We start from the raw sequence: 21,803 nt of genomic DNA on the forward strand, positions 1-21,803 counted from the left end.
CTCAGCCGCGCCCGGCGGTGAGCAGAGCCACCAGCAGGTAGGCGAAGAGGCCGATCACCAGGATCAGCGACACACCATCGATTGCGTTCATGTTCAAAGCTCCACGATGCGGGACGTCCGCTCGCGAGCATTGTCGGAAGGCCGGCCGTAAAGATTCGATTGGCAGGCGGCTGGCGGGGCGTAAAGAAAGCGTATCGATGCAGCGCCGCCGGGCCCGTGGCGGCGCGCCGGCTCAAGCGCCGCGCAACCCGTCAGGCATTGGCAAGCCCGCCACTCAGGCCAGCAACTGCAGCGCCAGCCCCAGCAGCGCACAGGCCAGCAGCGTCTCGATCACGCCGCGCCGCAAGCCCAGCAGCGCCACGCCCGCGCCCAGCGTGATCGCTGCCGACAGCCAGTCGAAGGTCCCACCGAAGCCCTCTGGCCAGAGCACGTGATAGGCGAAGAACAGCGCCAGATTGACGATGACCCCGACCACCGCAGCGGTGATGCCGGTCAGCGGCGCGGTGAACTGCAAGCGGCCGTGGGTCGACTCCACCAGCGGCCCGCCGGCGAGGATGAACAGGAACGACGGCAGAAAGGTGAACCAGGTGACCAATACAGCCGCCAGAGCACCACTGGCGAAGGCCGAGTCGCCCGAGAACGGCGGCTGGCCGTAGGCACCGACGAAGGCCACGAAGGCGACGACCATGATCAGCGGCCCCGGCGTGGTCTCGCCGAGCGCCAGGCCGTCGATCATCTGCCTGGGCGTCAGCCAGCCATACTGCTCGATGGCGCCCTGATACACATAGGGCAGCACCGCGTAGGCGCCGCCAAAGGTCAGCAGCGCCGCCTTGGTGAAGAACCAGCCCATCTGCGTCAGCGTGCCCTGCCAGCCGAACGCCAGGGTCAGCAGGCCCATCGGCAGCAACCACAGCAACGCGCCCAGCAGCAGGATCAGCCCCAGGCGAGCGGGCCGGAAACGCGTATGCGCCAGGCGCGTGTCGTCATCGATCAGCGCCGCCACCGGGGCGGCGCCAACCTCGCCATGCGCAGCCGCGCCGGTGAAATGCTGCGGCGCCAGGCGCCCGCCGAGGTAGCCGATCAGCGCGGCAGCCAGCACGATCAGGGGAAAGGGCAACTGCAACGCGAAGATCGCGACGAAGGCCGCCAGCGCGATGCCCCACAGCCAGGCGTTTCTCAGCACCCGCCCGCCGATGCGCCAGGCCGCCTGCGCCACGATGGCCGTCACCGCCGGCTTGAGGCCATAGAAGAGCCCCGCCACCAGGGGCACGTCGCCATAGGCCAGATAGACCCAGGACAGGCCGATGAGGATCAGCAGCGATGGCAGCACGAACAGCACGCCGGCGATCACCCCGCCCCAGCTGCGGTGCATCAGCCAGCCGATGTAGGTGGCCAGCTGCTGCGCCTCCGGCCCGGGCAGCAGCATGCAGTAGTTCAGCGCATGCAGAAATCGTCGCTCGGACAACCAGCGGCGCTTCTCCACCAGCTCCTGATGCATGATCGAGATCTGCCCGGCCGGCCCGCCGAAGCTGATCAGCCCCAGTTTCAGCCAGAAACGCAACGCCTGCAGCAGGCTGACCGGGGCAGTACGCTCTGGCGAATCGGACATTGGGCAGGCTCCAGCACGACGAAAACCGACCGCCCACTATAGCCGCGAAACATGACAGCGAAGCGACAGCGCACGAAAAACGACCAGCCTCCCGCAGCCCTTGTACCACCTGGCCTGGAACGCTTTTCCCGCATCTTATCCACAGCGCTTTCCCCAGATTCTGTGCATGAGCCGGGCGCCTGCGGCCAGCCCCTGCCCCGCTGTGGGAAACTCAACGCAAGTCATTGATTGATCGAACGATGCGACCTGTCGATGACGCCAACAAGACGTCACTGGGCAAAAACTGAACGGCTCCGGGCAGGCCGCGGGAATGCTAGGCAGGAAGGGCTTTTGCAAAGGTTATCCACAGGACTGCCAACAGAATCTGTGAAGCAATCGGGAGGCGTCAGCCGTTGTACAGATAGACCACCAGGCGCTTCTCGGGGCTGACGACGATCAGGCCGATCCGACCATAGGCGTAATAGCTGCCCGGGCTGTTGATAAGGCTGTCGACATCGCGTATCAGCGCGGCGGCCACCTCGATGCAGAAACCGTAACGACAGAGGTAATCGAGGCTGCTCAGCGACTGCTGGCGACTGTCCACAGGCCAGTGCCGCTCGTCCGCGGCGATCGGCGTTTCTTTCCAGTCGCTGTACGAGCCGCGCCAGCGCCGCCCTGCAGTGGCGCTGTTGCCCGGCATGTTCTCGAAGAACCCCAGCCCCGTGCCGGCGAGCGCTGCAGTGGCTGCGGGCAGGCGATAGACGAGAATCCCGGTCTCGTTGCCGCCTGGGCCGAATCCCCAGGACTCCTCCATGGCATAGACGATGGAGGTGACCTGCAGCGCGTCGGGCACCATGCTCAGGCGGTGCTCGTTGAGCCTGTGCAGATAGGCCAGGCGGATCGCCAAGGCACAGGCGAAGGTGCCGAAGACCAGCGTTGCGCAGATGAGCAGCTTGCGAGCGGTGGACATGCGCCGTTTCGTCCCTGAAGGTCAGTCGTCCTGCCAGCCCGGGGAGCAGGCTGGCCCGCCCTACTGTACACAGGCCGGGACCACAGACAATGGGGACAACGGTCAACCGGCCCGCACACAGGGAAACGCCCGACAGACAGCTCGGTGATGCTGTTCATCTGAGGTGCACACGTTTGGCTCCCCTCTCCCATTCATGGGAGAGGGGCTGGGGGAGAGGGGACTATGTGCGTCCGACTACCTCTCCTGGGAACAGCATTACGACAGGTCGGGCGTTTTCCTCAGCGTGCCGGGCCCGGTTCAGTTGCCGGCGGCCTTCAGCAGCGGGTTGCCATTGGCGCCGGCACCGCCGTTGGTCTTGTAGGCGTCGAGCAGTTTGCCGGCCTTGCTCCACTCGAACACGGTCGACTCGTTCTTGTTGTACGCACCCGGTAACGCGGTGATCAGGCTGTAGTCGTACTTCCACACTTCCTTGCCGCTCAGCTCGGACTTGGAGTTAGGGTGACCGACCTGCTTGACGACCTCATCCTGGGTGGCACCGGAACTTTTCAGCTGCTGCAGCGTTTCCGGGGCGATGTACACGCCGGTCTCGTAGTCCAGCGGCGTACGAACGTTGCAGCCTGCCAGCAGGGTCAGAGAGAGGGCCGCCGCGGCGATGAGGGTTGTCTTGTTCATGCTGAATGTCCTTGTTTTGATCCGTCCATACCGCCCACGGGGCCTCGGCGCTGCGCGCGAGCAGCCACGCAAGGGCGGTAAGCAAGGAGCATAAGGACGGGCAGGTGGCCCAGCCATAACACAGATGACCTAATGGCCTTGTGCTGGCTGTACCGCCCCGGACCAGGATCGCGTCAGCGACCGAACGCTGTCAGGCCACCTTGCTCGGCGACGCATCCTCGAAACGGTCGACCTTGCGCAGGCTCTTGAAGCCGAGCATCCAGCCGCCGGTCACCAGCAGGGTGCAGGCGCAACCGAGCAACGCCGCCGGCACCACGCCGAACCAGGCGGCACTGGTACCGGCGCGGAATTCGCCCAGCTCGTTGGACGAACCGATGAACAGCATGTTCACCGCGTTGACCCGGCCACGCATGGCGTCCGGTGTGGAGAACTGCACCAGCGAGGAACGAATGTACATGCTCACCATGTCCGCACCGCCGGCCACCATCAGCGCGGCGAAGGACAGCCAGAACAGGCTGGACAGGGCGAACACCAGGTTGGCCAGGCCGAACAGCGCCACCGCGCCGAACATCACCAGGCCGACATGGCGGTTGAAGGGTCTCATGCTCAGGTACAGGCCCACGGTCACCTCGCCGATGGCCATGGCGCTGCGCAGCAGGCCCAGGCCCGTGGGGCCGACCTCCAGCACCTCCTGGGCGTAGATCGGCAGCAACGCCACCACGCCACCGAGCAGCACGGCGAACAGGTCCAGCGAGATGGTGCCGAGAATGATCGGCCGCGTGCGGATGAAGTGGATGCCCGCAGTGAAGCGCGCCCAGGCGGTCGACTCCAGCGCCTGCATCTTCTCCGCATAGCGCACCGGCACCAGCGGCAGCAGCGCCGTACCAACGAGGAAACACAGCAGACACACCGAGTAGGTCAGGCCACCGCCGCCGATGGCGTACAGGCCACCGCCGAGCACCGGGCCGGAGATGGTCGCGCCGCGCATGATCATGCTGTTGGCCGCGATGGCCGCCGCCAGGCGCTCGCGCGGCACGATCTGCGGCAACAGGCTCGACAGCGCCGGCCCGGTGAAGGCACGGCCACAGCCGTAGAGCACCAGCACGGCGTAGTACCAGCTGACCGGCGCCTCGCTCAGTGACAGCCAGAGCAGCGCCCCCGCGCACAGCGCCTCCACCAGCCAGCTGAGCATGAGGATCAGCTTGCGGTCGTAACGGTCGATCAGGTCGCCCGCCGGCATCAGCAGCACCAGCATGGGGATGAACTGGGCCAGGCCGACATAGGCCAGCGACAGGGGATCGCGCGTCAGGTCATAGACCTGCCAGGCCACCACGATGGCCTGAATCTGCACGGCGAAGACCACCACGATGCGCGCGACGAGAAAGGGCAGGAAACCGGGAAGCCGGTAAACGGAAACTGGGGCAGCGGACACGGAGGAAACCTCGAGGCATGACCGGCCGATGCCGGTCGAGGTGAGCCGGCCAATCTACGGCAAAGCCCTGCCATGGGGCAAACCGGTGAACAGGTTGTTGCGCTGGTTGCTCCACAGGCAGATGACAACCGAAATATTTTGGGCCGGATCGACGAATCTTGTGCAGTCGCGGCTGAAGCCCCTCCCACGCTCCGTGCGGTTGCGGGCGGTATGGTTCAGACCACAAACCCGTAGGAGGCGCTTTAGCGGCGAGCTGTTTCATCGCGGCTGAAGCCGCTCCTTGGGAATAGCGTGCAAGCGCAGAGGCAGACGACTTTGGTAGCCTTGTCCGAACGTTTTTACGGAAGCCTCGCCATGCCGCTCACCCTCGACGAACTCGCCCAGATCAGCGCCCTGACCCTGAGCCACTATCAGGACAGCGCCGAGGATTTCCGCGCGGGCACCCGCGACCACGACGTCAGCCAGAATATCGCCGCCCTGCTGCGCCATATCGAGGCGCCGAGGCCCTGGCGCATCCTCGATCTCGGCTGCGGCCCCGGCCGCGACCTGCGCACCTTCAACGCGCTCGGGCATCAGGCCGTCGGCCTGGATGGCTGCGGTGAATTCGTCGAGATGGCGCGCACCGACAGCGGCTGCGAGGTGTGGCAGCAGAACTTCCTCGCCCTGGACCTGCCCGAGGCGCATTTCGACGGTATCTTCGCCAACGCCAGCCTGTTCCATGTGCCGGACCAGGAGCTGCCGCGCGTGCTCGGCCAACTGCATGCGGCACTGAAAACCGGCGGCGTGCTGTTCAGCTCCAACCCGCGCGGCGACAACCAGGAAGGCTGGAACGGCCCGCGCTACGGCAGCTACCACGACCTGGAGCGCTGGCGTGCGCGGCTCGTCGCTGCCGGCTTCGTCGAGCTGGAGCACTACTACCGTCCAGACGGCCTGCCACGTGAGCAACAACCCTGGCTGGCCAGCGTCTGGCGTGCCCGCTGAACACAGGCCGGCCGCGACTCACAATGGGGCAGGGATTCGCGCCGTGCATTCTTTTGGGCTGCGCGCGCCACCCGCAACGCGCCTGAGCGCAGCGCCCGAGGCCCGGAACAGAGCGGCCTGGCGCATCTCGACAGGGATTGGCACAGCCACTGCATGACTCCGCACAAGCCCGGCCACCCGGGCAACCCACTCGGTCAACGGCGATCGAACAGCCAACGCAGGCAATTGGGTAGCGACGTGCCATAGAGCGGCACGCGACAGAACAGGCAAAGGCGCCTGGAACCGCAAGGTTTCAGGCGCTTTTTTTTGCCGCACGAAAACCTGATGAGCTTTCGCCGGGAACCACCATGAACAGCACAGAACGCCCCAGCAACAAGCAACGCCTGGTCATCATCGGCAACGGCATGGTCGGCCACCACTGCGTCGAGCAACTGCTCGCGGCCGGCGCGCTGGAACACTACCGGATCGACGTGTTCGGCGAGGAGGCGCAGCGCGCCTACGACCGTGTGCACCTCTCCGAATACTTCAGCGGGCGCGATGCCGAATCCCTGGCGATGAGCGCCGCCGAACTGTACGCACGCCCCGGCCTGTACCTGCACCTGGCTGCGCCGGTGCTGGAGATCGACCGCGCCGCCTGCGAGGTGATCACCGCCAAGGGGCGCTTCACCTACGACAAGCTGGTGCTGGCCACCGGCTCCTACCCCTTCGTGCCGCCCATCGAAGGCGCCGAGGGCGATGCGCGCCTGGTCTACCGCACCCTCGACGATCTCGACGCCATCCGCGCCGCCGCCCAGGGCAAACGCCGCGGCGTGGTGGTCGGCGGCGGCCTGCTCGGTCTGGAGGCAGCCAACGCGCTGAAATCGCTGGGCCTGGAAGCGCACGTGGTGGAATTCGCCCCGCGCCTGATGCCGGTGCAACTCGACGACTTCGGCGGCGCCGCGCTCAGGCAGCGCATCGAGGACCTCGGCGTCGGCGTGCACCTGGGCAAGGCCACGCAGTCGATCAGCGCCGGCAGCGACTACCGCTACCGGATGAACTTCGCCGGCGATGAGGCCCTGGAGACCGACCTGATCGTCTTCTCCGCCGGTATCCGCCCGCAGGACGCCCTGGCCCGCGCCTGCGCGCTGGAACTCGGCCCGCGCGGCGGCGTGGCGATCGATGACCAGTGCCTGAGCAGCGACCCGAACATCTACGCCATCGGCGAGTGCGCGGCCTGGAATGGCGGCATCTTCGGCCTGGTCGCGCCCGGCTACCAGATGGCCCGCGCCGTCGCCGCCCGGCTCTGTGGCGCCGAGGCGCAGCCGTTCCTCGGTGCCGACATGTCGACCAAGCTCAAGCTGCTCGGCGTCGATGTCGGCTCCATCGGCGACGCCCACGGCGCAACGGCCGGCGCGCGCAGCTACCGCTACATCGACGAGGCCAGCGCCAGCTACCGTCGCCTGGTGGTCTCCGCCGACGGCCGCCAGGTGCTCGGCGCCGTGCTGGTCGGCGACAACAGCTACTACGACACCCTGCTGCAGTACGCGCAGAACGGCATCAGGCTGCCGGACGACCCGGCCAGCCTGATCATGCCCGCCGGTGGCGGCGCCCCGGCGCTCGGCGCCGACGCCCTGCCGGACAGCGCCACCATCTGCTCCTGCCACAACGTCAGCAAGGGCTCGGTGTGCGCCGCCATCGACGCCGGCTGCTGCGATGTCGCCGGGGTCAAGGCCAACACCAGAGCAGCCACCGGCTGTGGCGGCTGCGCGGCGCTGCTCAAGCAGGTGGTCGAGCACGAGCTGAGCGCCCGTGGCGTGGCCGTCGACACGAGCCTCTGCGAGCACTTCGCCCACACCCGCCAGGAGCTCTATCACTTCGTCCGCGTCGAGGGCATCGAGACGTTCGAGGAGCTGCTGGCCAGGCATGGCAAGGGCCACCTCGGCTGCGACATCTGCAAACCGGCGGTGGGCTCGATCCTCGCCTCCTGCTGGAACCGGCCGATCACCGAGCCGGCACTGATTCCGCTGCAGGACACCAACGACACCTTCATGGCCAACATGCAGAAGAACGGCACCTACTCGGTGGTGCCGCGCATCCCCGGCGGTGAGATCACCCCCGAGGGGCTGATCGCCATCGGCGCGGTGGCGAAGAAATACGACCTCTACACCAAGATCACCGGCGGCCAGCGCATCGACCTGTTCGGCGCCCAGCTGCACGAACTGCCGGACATCTGGGGCGAACTGATCGCGGCCGGTTTCGAGACCGGCCACGCCTACGGCAAGTCGCTGCGCACGGTGAAAAGCTGCGTCGGCAGCACCTGGTGCCGCTACGGCGTGCAGGACAGCGTGGCCATGGCCCTGCACCTGGAGAATCGCTACAAGGGCCTGCGCTCGCCGCACAAGATCAAGTTCGCGGTCAGCGGCTGCACCCGCGAGTGCGCCGAGGCGCAGAGCAAGGACATCGGCGTGATCGCCACCGAGAACGGCTGGAACCTGTACGTCTGCGGCAACGGCGGCATGCGCCCACGGCATGCCGAACTGTTCGCCACCGACCTGGACGACGACAGCCTGGTACGCCTCATCGACCGCGTGCTGATGTTCTACATCCGCACCGCCGACAAGCTGCAGCGCACCTCGGTGTGGCGCGAATCGCTGGAAGGCGGCCTGGACTACCTCAAGCAAGTGATTCTGGAAGACAGCCTGGGCCTCGCCGCCGAACTGGAAGCGCAGATGCAGCTGGTGGTCGAGCGCTACGAATGCGAATGGGCGGGCGCGCTGAAGGACGAGGAGAAGCTCAAGCGCTTCCGCACCTTCGTCAACGAAAAAGGCGGCGACCCCGACATCCGCTTCGTCCGCGAACGCGGCCAGCGCCGTCCGGCGCGCGCCCATGAACTGGAACTGATCCCCGTCACCGAGGAGGCCGTCTGATGAGCCCGTCCAACACCGCACGCGATCCGCACGCCGACTGGCGCCCCCTGTGCCGCACCGCCGACCTGGTGGCCGGCTCCGGCATCGTCGCCCTGGCCGGCGGCCAGCAGGTGGCGCTGTTCTACCTGCCGGACAGCGAGCCGCAGGTATTCGCCATCGGCAACCGCGACCCGAAATCCGGCGCCAATGTCATCGGCCGCGGCCTGGTCGGTCACCTGGGAGGCGATCTGGTGATCGCCTCGCCGCTGTACAAGCAGCACTTTCGCCTGCGCGACGGTGCCTGCCTGGAATACCCCGAGCAGCACCTGCCGGTCTGGCCCGTGCGCCTGTGTGGCGAGCGGGTGGAAATCAGCCTGGGCTGAGCCCCTGTCCCCTTCTTCAACAGCTAACGAGAGAGCGCAAACATGTCCTATCTGGTCCCGACAGAATTCGTCACCAAGATGGTGGATGCCGGTGAGTCGAAGATCTTCATGTCGACCCGCGACACCCTGATCCGCGCCTTCATGGCGGGCGCCATCCTGGCCCTGGCGGCGGTGTTCGCCATCACCGTGGGCGTGCAGACCGGCTCGCCGCTGGTGGGCGCCATGCTCTTCCCGGTCGGCTTCGTGATGCTCTACCTGATGGGCTTCGACCTGCTCACCGGCGTGTTCATGCTCACCCCGCTGGCCCTGCTCGACCGCCGCCCCGGCGTCACCCCGAGCGGCGTGCTGCGCAACTGGGGCCTGGTATTCGTCGGCAACTTCGCCGGTGCGCTGACCGTGGCCTTCATGATGGCGTTCGTCTTCACCTACGGCTTCTCCACCGGCCCGGGCGCCATCGGCGAGAAGATCTCGCACATCGGCGAGGCGCGCACCCTTGGCTATGCCGAATACGGCCTGGCCGGCTGGGCGACCATCTTCCTGCGCGGCATGCTGTGCAACTGGATGGTATCGATGGGCGTGGTCGGGGCGATGATCTCCACCACCGTGAGCGGCAAGACCATCGCCATGTGGATGCCGATCATGCTGTTCTTCTTCATGGGCTTCGAGCACTCGGTGGTGAACATGTTCCTGTTCCCCTCGGCGATGATCATGGGCGGCGACTTCTCGGTGATGGATTACATGATCTGGAACGAGATCCCCACCGCGCTGGGCAACCTGGTCGGCGGCCTGGCCTTCACCGGCCTGACCCTCTACACCACCCACGTCAGAACCGCGCCCAAGCGCACCACCTACAACTGAGCCATGCCGATGAGCCTGGCCGACGCCTCGCCGCGCAGCCGCCAGCCAGGGCGGCTGCGCGTCAGCGTCGGCCAGCATTCGGACAGGGGCAAGAAGCCACGCAACCAGGACTTCCATGGCCTGTGCGTGCCGCAGGCGGCCCAGCTCGACAGCAAGGGCATCGCCGTCGCCCTGGCCGATGGCATCAGCAGCAGCGAGGTCAGCCACATCGCCAGCGAGACGGCGGTGGCGGCCTTTCTCAGCGACTACTACAGCACCAGCGACGCCTGGTCGGTGAAGACCTCGGCGCTGCGCGTGCTCGCCGCCACCAATGCCTGGCTGCACGCGCAGAGCCGGCGCAGCCCGCACCGTTATGACCTGGATCGCGGCTACGTCTGCACCTTCAGCGCGCTGCTGCTGAAGTCGACCACCGCGCACCTGTTCCACATCGGCGACGCGCGCATCTACCGCCTGCGCGGCGACGTGCTGGAACCGCTGACCCAGGAACATCGCCTGCAGCTCGACGCCGACAGGAGCTACCTCAGCCGCGCGCTGGGCATGCAGGCGCATCTGGAAATCGACTATCAGGCCCTGCCCCTGGAGGTCGGCGACCTGTTCCTGCTGGCCACCGACGGCGTGCATGCCTTCCTCGACGACCGCAGCCTGCGCGCCTGCCTCGCCGGCAGCGCCGACGACCTGCAGCACACCGCGCAACGGATCGTCGAGCGGGCGCTGGCCGGCGGCAGCGACGACAACCTGACCGTGCAGCTGCTGCGCATCGAGCAGTTGCCCGAAGGTGAGCCCGGCGAGTTGCAACGGCAGCTGGACGAACTGCCCTGCCCACCCGTGCTGGAGGCACCGTGCGACTTCGACGGCTACCGCATCCTGCGCCGGCTGCACGCCAGCGCGCGCAGCCACCTGTACCTGGCGCGCGACCCGGCCAGCGGCGCCACGCTGGTGCTCAAGACCCCCTCCCAGGATCTGCAGCAGGACACGCAGTACCTGCAGCGCCTGCTGCTGGAGGAATGGATCGCCAGGCGCATCGACAGCCCCCACGTGCTCAAGGCCCATGTGCCATCGCGCCCGCGCCACTACCTGTACAGCAGCAGCGAATTCATCGACGGCCAGACGCTCGCGCAGTGGCTGCTCGACCACCCGCAACCGCCCCTGCAGGCGGTGCGTGACATCGTCGAACAGATCGCACGCGGCCTGCGCGCCTTTCACCGCCTGGAAATGCTGCACCAGGACCTGCGTCCGGCCAACCTGATGATCGACGCCGAGGGTACGGTGAAGATCATCGACTTCGGCGCGACGCACGTGGCCGGGCTGCAGGAGAGCGACGCGCGGGAGACGCTTCGGCAGGCGCTCGGCACGGCCCAGTACAGCGCACCGGAATACTGGCTGGGACAGCCGGCCAGCGTCGGCTCGGAGGTGTTCTCGCTGGCGGTGATCACCTACCAGATGCTCACCGGCCGGCTGCCCTACGGCGCGGCCATGGCGCGGGCCCGGAGCCGGGCGGCGCAGATGCGCCTGCGCTACCAGCCAGTGGGGCGCCAGGCGGACCTGCCGCCGTGGCTGGACGACGTGCTGCGCAAGGGTTGCCACCCGGACCCGAACCAGCGCTACCGGGACCCGGACGAATTCGCCCACGCCCTGCGCCATCCCGGCCAGGCGCTGCTCGCGCGCAGGCATCGGCCCCTGCTGGAGCGTGACCCGCTGCTGTTCTGGCAACTGCTCAGCCTGCTGCTGGCACTGTCCTTGCTAACCGCACTGCTGCACTAGGCGCGCCGTGCCTTGCTGGCAAAACGCCCGGCAGACGGGCAGAATTTCCCGCTGCCCGTTCCTGAACGGCCTGCCCTACGGTCGCACCCGACCCACATGGCACCCCGCAGGCCTGTCCCTGCGCCGTTATTTCCTGCGCAGGTATCGCTTCGATGTCACCGATCGACCTCAACTCCGACATGATGTATCGCCTGCTGGTGCAGAGCGTGGTGGATTACGCCATCTACCTGCTCAGCCCCGAGGGCGTGGTGACCAACTGGAATGCCGGTGCCCAGCGGGCCAAGGGCTACCGGGCGGCGGAAATCGTCGGCCAGCATTTCTCGGTGTTCTACAGCGCGCAGGAGCGTGACGCCGGCGTGCCGCAACGCGGCCTGCAGCAGGCCCGCGACACCGGGCGTTTCGAAGCCACCGGCTGGCGCCTGCGCAAGGACGGCTCGTCGTTCTGGGCCCACGTGATCATCGATGCCGTGCGCGACGATGAAGGCCAGCTCATCGGCTTCGCCAAGATCACCCGGGACTGCACCGAGCAGCAGCGCCTGCAGAACGAACAGCGCGAGCAGGAGCGGCGTTTCCGCCTGCTGGTGCAGGGCGTCAAGGACTACGCCATCTACATGCTCGACCCGCAGGGCCATGTGCAGAACTGGAACGCCGGTGCGCAACGGGCCAAGGGCTACAGTGCCGGCGAAATCGTCGGGCAGCACTTCTCGCTGTTCTACACGCCGGAAGATCGCAGCACGGGCCTGCCGCAGCGGGGCCTGGAGACCGCCCACCGCGAGGGCCGCTTCGAGGCCGAGGGCATCCGCCTGCGCAAGGACGGTTCAGCGTTCTGGGCCCACGTGATCATCGATGCGGTGCGCGACGACGAGGGCCAGCTCATCGGCTTCGCCAAGATCACCCGCGACATCACCGAGCGCCGCCAGCACGAACAGGAGCTGCTCAAGGCCAAGGAACTGGCGGAAAGCTACAGCGAGGAGATGAGCAACCTGTCGCGCTTTCTCGACTCGGTGATCGGCAACATTCCCGCCAGCCTGATCGTCAGGAACCCGCAATCCGGGGAAATCCTGCTGGCCAACCCGCAGGCCGAGCGCCTGTTCGGCTGCAGCGCCCAGGCCATGGTCGGCCAGCATCCACAGGCCTGCCTGGCAGCGGGCATCGCCCGCTATATCGAAGAGCAGACCGAACAGGGCATCCGCGCCAAGACCGGCTACCTGCGTGAGCAGTCCCTGGAGACCCCGCTGGGCCTGCGCACGCTGCGTACCCGCGTGGCCCTGAGCAACGGCGGGGCCAACCAGGCCAGCTACGTGCTGATGATCGCCGAGGACGTCACCGACGAACTGGCCGCGCACGCGCAGATTCATCACATGGCGCACCACGACGCACTGACCGGGCTGGCCAACCGCACGCTGTTCGCCGAGCGTCTGCAGGAAGCCCTCGCCGAGAGCGCGGTCGAGCGCTCGCTGGTCGGCGTACTGTGCCTGGACCTGGACAACTTCAAGAACATCAACGACGCGCTCGGCCATGCCTTCGGCGACCGCTTGCTGCGCGCGCTGGCGACCCGCCTGAAAGGCACGCTGCGCGATCAGGACACCCTGGCCCGCCTCGGCGGCGACGAGTTCGCCATCGTCTTGCGCAACCTGGATTGCCCCGAGAGTGCCCATCGCACCGCGCAGCGCCTGATCGACGTGGTCGCGCCGAGCTTCATGATCGACGACCACAGTTTCAGCGTCGGCCTGAGCGTGGGCGTGGCCATCGCACCGAACGACCACCAGAGCGCCGACCAGCTGCTGCGCTACGCCGACCTGGCGCTGTACGAGGCCAAGCGCAACGGGCGCAATCGCTTCGAATACTTCCAGCCCGAACTGGATGCCGCCGCGCGCCGCCGCCGCACCATGGAAATGGACCTGCGCACCGCCCTGCACCTGGGCCAGTTGCAGCTGCACTACCAGCCGATCATCGACCAGCAGCACGGGCAGATCTCCGGCTACGAGGCGCTGATGCGCTGGCATCACCCACTCAATGGCCTGGTGATGCCCATGGACTTCATTCCGCTGGCCGAGGAAACCGGGCTGATTCACGAGGTGGGCGCACGTGCGCTCAATCTCGCCTGCCAGGAAGCGGCCAGCTGGAATACCGAGCAGACCGTGGCGGTCAACCTGTCACCCGTGCAGTTCAGGAACCCCGAGCTGGTCAGGATCGTCGCCCTGGCCCTGCAGGACTCGGCCCTGGAGCCTCGGCGCCTGGAGCTGGAGATCACCGAATCGGTGCTGCTCGACAACAGCGACGGCAATATCGAGACGCTCAAGCGCCTCAAGGCCCTGGGGGTGAACATCGCCCTCGACGACTTCGGCACCGGCTACTCCTCGCTGAGTTACCTGCGCTCGTTCGCCTTCGACCGGATCAAGATCGACAAGTCGTTCATCAACGACATGGTCGACAGCCCCGAGGCGATGTCGATCGTGCGCGCCATCACCGGCATGAGCAGCAGCCTGCAGATCAAGACCACCGCCGAGGGCGTGGAAACCGAAGAGCAGCTCAGGCAGTTGCAAGCCCAGGGCTGCTCGCACTTCCAGGGTTTCCTGTTCGGCCATCCGCAGCCGGCCAACGAGCGCAAGCGGCAGTGAACCCGGGCAGGCGCTGACGCCCGCCCGCAGCCCCGTTCAGCCGCGCAGGATCATCTCCGCAGCGCGTTCGCCGATCATGATGCACGGCGCGTTGGTGTTGCCGCTGATCAGCGTCGGCATGATCGAGGCATCGGCCACGCGCAGGTTGCTCAGGCCGCGCACCCTGAGCTGCGGCGAGACCACGGCGGCCTCGTCCGTGCCCATCTTGCAGGTGCCCACCGGGTGGAACACCGTGGCGGCGTTCTCGCGCAGGTGCGCCAGCAGCTGTTCGTCACTCTGTACCTGGGCGCCGGGCAGCATCTCCTTGCCACGAATGGCGTCGAACTCCGGCTGGGCGAGGATGCTGCGCGCCAGCTTGACCCCCTCCACCAGCACCCGCGCGTCGGCCTCGTCGCTGAGGAAGTTGAAGTCGATGCTCAGGCTGCGGCCCTCGCCCAGGCGCACCTCGCCGACGCTTTTCGGGCGCAGCACGCAGGTGTGGATGGCGTAGCCATGGCCCCACTCGAACAGGCGCCCGCGATGGCTGCGATAACCCGGCACGAAGTGCATCTGCACATCCGGCAGGTCACCCGCCAGCGGCGTGCGGGCGAAGCCGCCGGCCTCGACGTAGTTGGTGGTCAGCCAGCCCATCCTGCGCGCCAGGTACTGGAACGGCGAGGCCAGCACCTTGGGCAGCGAGCCGATGGAGAAGCCCAGCGACAGCGGGCTCTTCGAGCGCACGGTGAGCGTGCCGTCGATATGGTCCTGCAGGTTCTTGCCGACTCCGGGCAGGTCGACCTTGCTGGCCACGCCCGCCGCCTCCAGCTCGGCCCTGGGGCCGATGCCGGATTTCAGCAGGATGTGCGGCGAGCCCAGCGCACCGGCGCAGAGGATGGTCTCGCGGCTGCACTGCAAGGTGCGCCACTGGCCCTTCTCGCGCAGCTCCAGGCCGCTGACGCGCTCGCCGTCGAGCAGCAGGCGCTCCACCTCGCAGCCGGTCAGCACGGTGAGGTTGCTGCGCTGGCGCACCGGGGCGACGAAGGCGCGGTAGCTGGACAGACGCCTGGCGTCCTTCTGGGTGACGTTGTACAGGCCGACCCCCTCCAGGCTGCCGCCGTTGAAATCGTCGTTGCGGCGCAGGCCGATATGGCTGGCGGCGCTGATGTAACGCTCGGACAACGGGTTGGGGTCGCGCGGCTTGTCCACCAGCAGTTCGCCCAGCGTGCCGTGGTAGTGCAGGGACTGGCCGAGGCGGTTGCCCTCGGACTTCTTGAAGTACGGCAGCACGTCGCGCCAGCCCCAGCCGGGGCAGCCGGCGGCTTCCCAGCGGTCGTAGTCGCTGGCGTCGCCACGGATGTAGATCATGCTGTTCATCGCACTGGAGCCGCCGAGAGCCTTGCCACGCGGGGTGTGCAGACGACGCCCGGCGAGGTGGCGCTGCGGCGCGGAGAAGTAGTTCCAGCTGAACACGCGGCTCTTGTACAGGGTGATGGTGCCAGCCGGCACCTGCACCCGCGGGCTGGCGTCGCTGCCGCCGGCCTCGATCAGACAGACGCGCACGGCCGGGTCCGCGCTCAGGCGGTTGGCCAGCACGCAGCCGGCCGAACCGGCCCCGACGATCAGGTAGTCGAAGCTGTCCGCCATCTCAGTGCACCTCTTCCATGTCGTCGTGCAGCAGGCCGAGGATGTGCCGCTTCATACGGATGAACTCGGGCTCCATCACCACGTCGAGGTTGCGCGGACGCTCGATCGGCACGTCGAGGATTTCCTTGATCCGCCCCGGACGCGCGCCCATCACGTAGATACGGTCGGCGAGCAGGATGGCTTCATCGATGTCGTGGGTGACGAACACCACGGTCTTCTTGCTGTTGCCCCAGACCTGCAGCAGCAGTTGCTGCATCTGCAGGCGGGTCTGGCTGTCGAGGGCGCCGAAGGGTTCGTCCATCAGCAGGATCTGCGGGTCGTTGGCCAATGCCCGGGCGATGGCCACGCGCTGCATCATGCCGCCGGAAAGCTGCTTGGGAAAATGCTCGGCGAACTTGTCCAGGCCGACTTCCTGCAGGTAGAACTCGACGATGGTGCGCATCTCGGTGGCCGGCAGCCCCCGGCGCTTGAGGCCGAACTCGATGTTCTGGCGCACCGTGAGCCAGGGGAACAGGGTGTAGCCCTGGAACACCATGCCACGGTCGGCACCGGGACCATCGACCTTGCGCCCGCCGACGTAGATATCGCCCTCGGTCGGTTCGTTGAGGCCGGCGGTGAGGTACAGCAGGCTCGACTTGCCGCAGCCGGAGGGGCCGACAATGACCGCGAACTGCTGGTCCGGCACCTCGAAGGAGACCCGCTCCAGTGCGGTGAAGGTATCCCCCGCAGGCGACTGGTAGCGCAGGCTGACGTTGTCCACCTTGAGCCGTGCGGCGACCTCGGCGTACTGACTGAGCGCCGGCATGATGTAGGGTTTCTTGGCTATTGCGCCCATGCGGCAATCCTCAGTCGAAGCAGACGGAACAGTTGATCGGTGATCAGCCCGAGCAGGCCGATGATGGCGATGGCGAGGAAGATCACATCCACCTGGAAACCACGCATGGCCTTGAGGCTGATGTAACCGAGGCCGCTGGAGGCGGCGACCAGTTCGGCCACCACCAGGTAGGTCCAGGCCCAGCCCATGGTCACGCGCAGCGTGTCGAGGATGCCGGGCAGGGAAGCCGGCGCCAGCACGTGCAGCACCACGTCACGGCGGCTGGCGCCGAGGGTGTAGCTGGCGTTGAGCAGGTCCCGCGAGACGCCCTTGGAGACGTCGGCGATCATCACCAGTTGCTGGAAGAACACGCCGAAGATGATCACCGAGACGCGTTGCTCCAGGCCGATACCGATCCACAGGATGAACAGCGGCACGAAGCTGGTCACCGGCAGGTAGCGGATGAAGTTGACCAGCGGCTCGAGAAACGCCTGGACGATGCGGAAGCTGCCCATCAGCAGGCCCAGCGGCACCGCCACCAGGGAAGATACGACGAAGCCGATCAGCACCACTTCCAGGCTGGCCAGCACATGCTTGCTCAGGGTGCCGTCAGCGGCCAGGCGCACGCCAGCGGCGACCACGTCGCCGGGGGTCGGCAGAAACATCGACGGCACCACGCCGCCATAGGACAGGACGGCCCACAGGCCAAGCACCAGCAGCCAGCACAGGCCGCTGACACCGAGCACCAGACGGCCCGGCAGATCGACTTTCGGGGTCAGGCAGCGCTGCACCCAGGATTTTTGCGTGGCCATGAACCACCTCGTGTTGCGGGTATTGAAGAAGCTGGGCGCGCAGTCGGCCCCGCTGCCGCTGGGGCGGGCACCGTGGGAGGCGCTTCAGCGGCGACGGTCGCGGCTGAAGCCCCTCCCACAGGGCCCGTTCTGCGCAGAAGGGTTACGGCGTGACGAACGAGGTATCCACCAGATCCTCGTAGCGCACCGCGTAGGGCTTGCCCTGCAGGCTGCTCCAGGTTTCGTTGGCCAGCTTGATGATCTCGGCGATGTCACCGGCCTTGCCGGGAGTACCGAGCAGCTTCTCGCTCATGGCCTGGTCGTAGAACTTCACGCCCTTGGCCGCTTCGGCCAGGTCCTTGGGATCGGACAGGTAGCCGCCAACGCCCTTGGCCATGATTTCGTGGGCCTTCTCCGGGTTGCTTCGGGTGAACTCGACCGCCTTGTACAGGCCGGCGACCAGCGCCTTGACGTCTTCCGGCTGCTTCTCGATGACGTCGCAGTCCAGTGCCACCACGTCGACGATCACGCCGGGCGTCTCGCCGCTGTCGACCAGCACCTTGCCGCTGCCCTTCTGCTTGACCATGGTCAGGTTCGGCTCCCAGGTCACCGCGGCGGGCACGTGGCCGGCGATGAAGGCCGAGGCGGCGTCGTCGGCCGTCATGTTCTGCACCTCGATGTCGCTCATGCTCATGCCGGCCTTCTTCAGCAGGTAGCTCAGCCAGAACTGCGACACCGAACCCTCGTTGACCGCCACTGCCTTGCCCTTGAGGCCCTGCATGTCGGCGATGCCCTCCTGCACCACGATGCCGTCGCCGCCATGGGATTCGTCCAGCGCGGCCACGGCCTTGAAGCAGAAGTCCTTGGAACGGTACTTGAGGATCTCGTCGATGGTCGAGGCCGAGCCGGACAGCTTGCCCGAGGCCTGAGCGGCCATGTACATCGAGGCTTCCTCGATGGTGGTCAGCTGCAGGTCGAGGCCGGCGTCCTTGAAGTAGCCCAGGTCACGGGCCAGGTACAGGGTGCCGTAGCCGACCCAGGTGGTGTGGCCGATGGACAGGGTGCCGGCCTGAGCGCTGGCGGCCATGCCGGCAGCCAGTGCGGTGCAGGCGAAGGTACGGACGAAACGGTGGCGCAAGGATGATTTCATGAAGCACTCCCACAGCCTGTTGGCTCGTTATTGGTTTACGTGGGGCAGGATTGGCCAGGGGCCGAATTGCATGTGCATGGGGCCAGCCTCGTCGGGCCGATCCTGGTTCTTGCCGCCCTCTGCGGGGCGGTTCCGGGTGATGCCTGTCGCTTTGTTCGCTTTCGCAGGAGCGGCTGGGCGGCATTCCGCTGCAGCCGCGATTCAGGTTTCTCGCGGCTGAAGCCGCTCCTACGGGTACATCTCGCCTGTTACAGCGGGTTCAGCTCGCGCCCGGTACGATCCACCGCGCGCCGGGTCTTCTCCACCAGCTCGTCCAGCTCGGCGTGGGTGGCCACCAGGGCCGGCGCCATGATCATGCGACCGAGGGTGGAGCGGATGATCAGGCCCTCGTCGAAGCCGACGGTGCGGCAGTGCCAGGCGATGTCGTTCTCGTTGGCGAAACGCTTGCGCGTGGCCCTGTCTTCGGCGAACTGCAGCGCGGCGACCAGGCCGGTGCCCTGGACGTCGCCGATCAGCGGGTGATCCGCGAAGGTCTCGCGCAGCAGCTTCTGCAGGTAGGGGCCGGTGTCGGCCTTCACCCGCTCGACGATGCGTTCATCACGCAGCGCGGTGAGGTTGGCGATCGCCACGGCCGCCGCCACCGGATGGCCGGCATAGGTCAGGCCATGGGCGAATACGCCGCCTTCCTGCACCAGGGCATCGGCGATGCGCTTGCCCAGCACCAGGCCTCCCATGGGGATGTAGCCGGAGGTCAGGCCCTTGGCGATGGTCAGGGTGTCCGGCTCGAAGCCGAAGTGCTGGTGGGCGAACCATTCGCCGGTGCGGCCGAAGCCACCGATCACCTCGTCGGCGCACAGCAGCACGTCGTACTGGCGGCAGATGCGCTGCACCTCGGCCCAGTAGCTGGGCGGCGGGAAGATCATGCCGCCGGCGCCCTGGAACGGCTCGGCGACGAAGGCCGCGACATTCTCGGCACCCAGTTCGAGAATCTTCGCTTCCAGCTCACGCGCCGCCTTGAGCCCGAAGGCCTCCTCGCTCAGCTCGCCGCCCTCGGCGAAGTAGTACGGCTCGCCGATGTGGGCGAAGCCCGGCAGCATGCCGCCCATTTCATGCATGAAGCCCATGCCGCCGAGCGCGGTGCTGCCCAGGGTGGAGCCGTGATAGCCGTTCCAGCGGCCGATCATGATTGTCTTGCTCGGCTTGCCGACCACCTGCCAGTAGCGGCGCACGGTGCGGATCAGCACCTCGTTGGCCTCGGAACCGGAGTTGGTGTAGATGGCGTGACTGTAGTGCGCCGGCAACAGACTGAAGAGCAGCTCGGACAGCTCCACCACGCGCGGATGCGTGGTGTGGAAGAACAGGTTGTAGTACGGCAGCTCCTCCAGCTGACGGCTGGCCGCGGCATTCAGGTCGGCACGGCCATAGCCCAGCGCGGTGCACCACAGGCCGGACATGCCGTCCAGATAGCGCTTGCCGTCGCTGTCCCAGAGGTTGAGGCCCTGGCCCTTGGCGATGACCAGCGCACCCTCCTCGTTGAGCGCTTTCTGATCGAGAAAGGCGTGGATATGGTGCGCCGCATCCAGCGCCTGATATTCCTGAGTCGTGTGCTTCGGGGCAGTCATCGCAAGGCTCCTGGGTTATCCGGTCATCAGCTCAGCGGAGCTGGAACCATGTCGTTTTAAGTTGCGTGTACTTGTCGAACGAATGCAGCGACAGGTCGCGGCCGAAGCCGGACTGCCGGCCACCGCCAAAGGGCGTGGTGACGTCCAGCGCATCGACGGTGTTGACCGAGACGGTGCCGGCCTTGAGGCGGCGGGCAACACGGTGGGCGCGGTTGAGGTCGTCGCTCCACAGCGAGGCGGCCAGGCCGTAGACGCTGTCGTTGGCCAGCGCCACGGCCTCGTCCTCGCTGTCGAACGGCAGCACCGCCAGTACCGGGCCGAAGACTTCCTCGCGGGCCAGGCGGCTGCTCGGCGCCACGCCGGTGAAGATGGTCGGCTCGACGAAGTTGTTCGAGCCGCCGATCGTCAGTTGCCGGCCGCCGGCGACGAGGCGCGCACCCTCGGCCCGGGCGCCGTCGATGAAGTCCATGATCCGCGCCGTCTGCCGCGTCTCGACGATGGCGCCAGCGCGGCTGGCCGGATCCAGCGGATCGCCCGGCAACCAGTCGCGCGCCCGAGCCTGCAGGCGTTCGACGAACTGGTCGTGGATCGAGCGCTGCACCAGCAGGCGCGAGTTGGCCGAGCACACTTCGCCCTGGTTGAAGAAGATGCCGAAGGCCGCCTTCTCGGCGGCCAGGTCGAGATCCTGGCAATCGGCGAACAGCAGATTGGCGCTCTTGCCGCCGCACTCCAGCCACACCTGCTTGAGGTTGGACTGCGCCGAGTAAGCCATGAAGTATTTGCCCACCTCGGTGGAGCCGGTGAAGGCCAGGCAGTCGACGTCCATGTGCAGGCCAAGGGCCTTGCCGGCAGCCTCGCCGAGCCCCGGCACCACGTTCAGCACGCCTTCCGGCAGGCCGGCCTCAAGCGCCAGTTCGGCCAGGCGCAAGGCGGAGAATGGCGACTGCTCGGCAGGTTTGAGCACCACCGAGTTGCCGGCCGCCAGCGCCGGGGCGAGCTTCCAGGCAGCCATGTCCAGCGGGAAGTTCCACGGCACCACGGCGGCGACCACGCCCAGCGCCTCGCGCGTGATGGTGGCCAGCACGTTGGCCGCGCTGGGGGCGACTTCGTCGTAGCGCTTGTCGAGGCTTTCCGCGTACCAGCGGAACACGCCGGCGGCGCCGGGCACGTCGATGTTCCAGGCGTCCATCACCGGCTTGCCCATGTTCAGCGAGTCGAGCAGCGCCAGCTCATCGCGATTGGCCAGGATCAGCTCGGCCAGGCGCAACAGCACCTGCTTGCGCTCGGCCGGCGTGCGTTGCGACCAGACGCCCGCTTCGAACGCCTGGCGGGCACTGCGCACGGCCAGATCGACCTCGGCTTCAGCACAGGCGGCGACCTGCGCCAGCACCTGGCCGCTGGCCGGGTTGATGGCCGCGAAGGTGGCGCCGGACTGCGCCGCCACACGGCGCCCACCGATGATGGCCTGTTCGATGAAGCCTTGCTGTCGAGCGCGTTGCTGCCAGTCGCTGAGTTCGTACACCGCAGTCCCCTTAACCGTCTGGTGGTTGCGGAACTGATGGTGGCGCAAGCCCGAAGATAGGAAAAATATTAAAAATGTCGCCGGGACATACGAAAAAGCTCGTCACGCCAGCACCAAAGCAGTGCAGCTT

Annotated in this window: 17 protein-coding genes; 6 read left to right on the forward strand and 11 right to left on the reverse strand. The window is 67.0% G+C overall.

All coding sequences use genetic code 11. The annotated features are described in order from the left end of the window. Window position 1 precedes the first annotated feature (1 nt). The 5 genes from JLK41_RS23660 to JLK41_RS23680 form a co-directional block, all read right to left on the reverse strand. Window positions 2-91, reverse strand: coding sequence for a potassium ABC transporter ATPase (locus JLK41_RS23660; protein WP_037051350.1), 90 nt, complete (start codon window positions 89-91; stop codon window positions 2-4). Window positions 92-274: 183 nt separating this feature from the next. Further along, window positions 275-1,609: a chromate efflux transporter gene (gene chrA / locus JLK41_RS23665; RefSeq protein WP_210389976.1), complete on the reverse strand. Its 1,335-nt coding sequence runs from the start codon at window positions 1,607-1,609 to the stop codon at window positions 275-277. 385 nt (window positions 1,610-1,994) lie between these two features. Continuing rightward, a complete protein-coding gene (locus tag JLK41_RS23670; protein ID WP_210389977.1) occupies window positions 1,995-2,558 on the reverse strand; it encodes a hypothetical protein in 564 nt (187 codons plus the stop codon). Window positions 2,559-2,855: 297 nt separating this feature from the next. Next, entirely contained in the window at window positions 2,856-3,230 is a 375-nt protein-coding gene (locus JLK41_RS23675) for a hypothetical protein (RefSeq protein WP_152489895.1), read from the reverse strand. A 190-nt stretch (window positions 3,231-3,420) separates the two neighbouring features. Next, window positions 3,421-4,662: an MFS transporter gene (locus tag JLK41_RS23680; protein ID WP_037051339.1), complete on the reverse strand. Its 1,242-nt coding sequence runs from the start codon at window positions 4,660-4,662 to the stop codon at window positions 3,421-3,423. A 354-nt stretch (window positions 4,663-5,016) separates the two neighbouring features. Here JLK41_RS23680 and JLK41_RS23685 point away from each other — a divergent pair, with 354 nt between their 5' ends. From JLK41_RS23685 to JLK41_RS23715, 6 genes are all read left to right on the forward strand, one after another. Beyond that, the gene (locus JLK41_RS23685) at window positions 5,017-5,643 is read left to right on the forward strand and encodes a class I SAM-dependent methyltransferase (RefSeq protein WP_037051337.1); all 627 of its coding nucleotides are present in this window, start codon (window positions 5,017-5,019) and stop codon (window positions 5,641-5,643) included. 347 nt (window positions 5,644-5,990) lie between these two features. After that, window positions 5,991-8,549 carry a nitrite reductase large subunit NirB gene (gene nirB / locus JLK41_RS23690; protein WP_210389978.1) on the forward strand — a complete coding sequence of 853 codons (2,559 nt, stop codon included), beginning with the start codon at window positions 5,991-5,993 and terminating at the stop codon, window positions 8,547-8,549. Beyond that, window positions 8,549-8,911, forward strand: coding sequence for a nitrite reductase small subunit NirD (gene nirD / locus JLK41_RS23695; protein WP_037051332.1), 363 nt, complete (start codon window positions 8,549-8,551; stop codon window positions 8,909-8,911). The genes nirB and nirD overlap by 1 nt, the downstream gene beginning before the upstream one ends. 42 nt (window positions 8,912-8,953) lie before the next feature. Beyond that, window positions 8,954-9,769, forward strand: a complete 816-nt coding sequence (locus JLK41_RS23700) for a formate/nitrite transporter family protein (protein ID WP_037051328.1) — start codon at window positions 8,954-8,956, stop codon at window positions 9,767-9,769. Between the two features lie 9 nt (window positions 9,770-9,778). Next, entirely contained in the window at window positions 9,779-11,530 is a 1,752-nt protein-coding gene (locus tag JLK41_RS23705; protein WP_210389979.1) for a bifunctional protein-serine/threonine kinase/phosphatase, read from the forward strand. Between the two features lie 152 nt (window positions 11,531-11,682). Further along, complete coding sequence (locus tag JLK41_RS23715) at window positions 11,683-14,151, forward strand: sensor domain-containing protein (RefSeq protein WP_244230045.1); 2,469 nt, start codon at window positions 11,683-11,685, stop codon at window positions 14,149-14,151. A gap of 36 nt (window positions 14,152-14,187) precedes the next feature. On the opposite strand, the gene JLK41_RS23720 is transcribed toward JLK41_RS23715, so the two are convergent. From JLK41_RS23720 to JLK41_RS23745, 6 genes are all read right to left on the reverse strand, one after another. Continuing rightward, on the reverse strand, window positions 14,188-15,774 hold the full coding sequence (locus JLK41_RS23720) for a GMC family oxidoreductase (protein ID WP_134677672.1): 1,587 nt from the start codon (window positions 15,772-15,774) through the stop codon (window positions 14,188-14,190). 1 nt (window position 15,775) lies between these two features. Beyond that, window positions 15,776-16,609 (reverse strand): ABC transporter ATP-binding protein, encoded by an 834-nt coding sequence (locus tag JLK41_RS23725; RefSeq protein ID WP_037051320.1) that lies wholly within the window; start codon window positions 16,607-16,609, stop codon window positions 15,776-15,778. Continuing rightward, window positions 16,597-17,400, reverse strand: a complete 804-nt coding sequence (locus JLK41_RS23730) for an ABC transporter permease (protein ID WP_037051317.1) — start codon at window positions 17,398-17,400, stop codon at window positions 16,597-16,599. Before JLK41_RS23730 ends, JLK41_RS23725 begins: the two co-directional genes overlap by 13 nt. A 142-nt stretch (window positions 17,401-17,542) precedes the next feature. Next, window positions 17,543-18,529 carry an ABC transporter substrate-binding protein gene (locus JLK41_RS23735; protein WP_152489900.1) on the reverse strand — a complete coding sequence of 329 codons (987 nt, stop codon included), beginning with the start codon at window positions 18,527-18,529 and terminating at the stop codon, window positions 17,543-17,545. 248 nt (window positions 18,530-18,777) lie between these two features. After that, window positions 18,778-20,151, reverse strand: a complete 1,374-nt coding sequence (locus JLK41_RS23740; protein WP_210389980.1) for an aspartate aminotransferase family protein — start codon at window positions 20,149-20,151, stop codon at window positions 18,778-18,780. A 31-nt stretch (window positions 20,152-20,182) separates the two neighbouring features. Then, window positions 20,183-21,673, reverse strand: a complete 1,491-nt coding sequence (locus JLK41_RS23745) for an aldehyde dehydrogenase (protein WP_210389981.1) — start codon at window positions 21,671-21,673, stop codon at window positions 20,183-20,185. Window positions 21,674-21,803: the final 130 nt, after the last annotated feature.

This window comes from Ectopseudomonas khazarica, from assembly GCF_017915135.1.
GTDB lineage: Bacteria > Pseudomonadota > Gammaproteobacteria > Pseudomonadales > Pseudomonadaceae > Aquipseudomonas > Aquipseudomonas khazarica.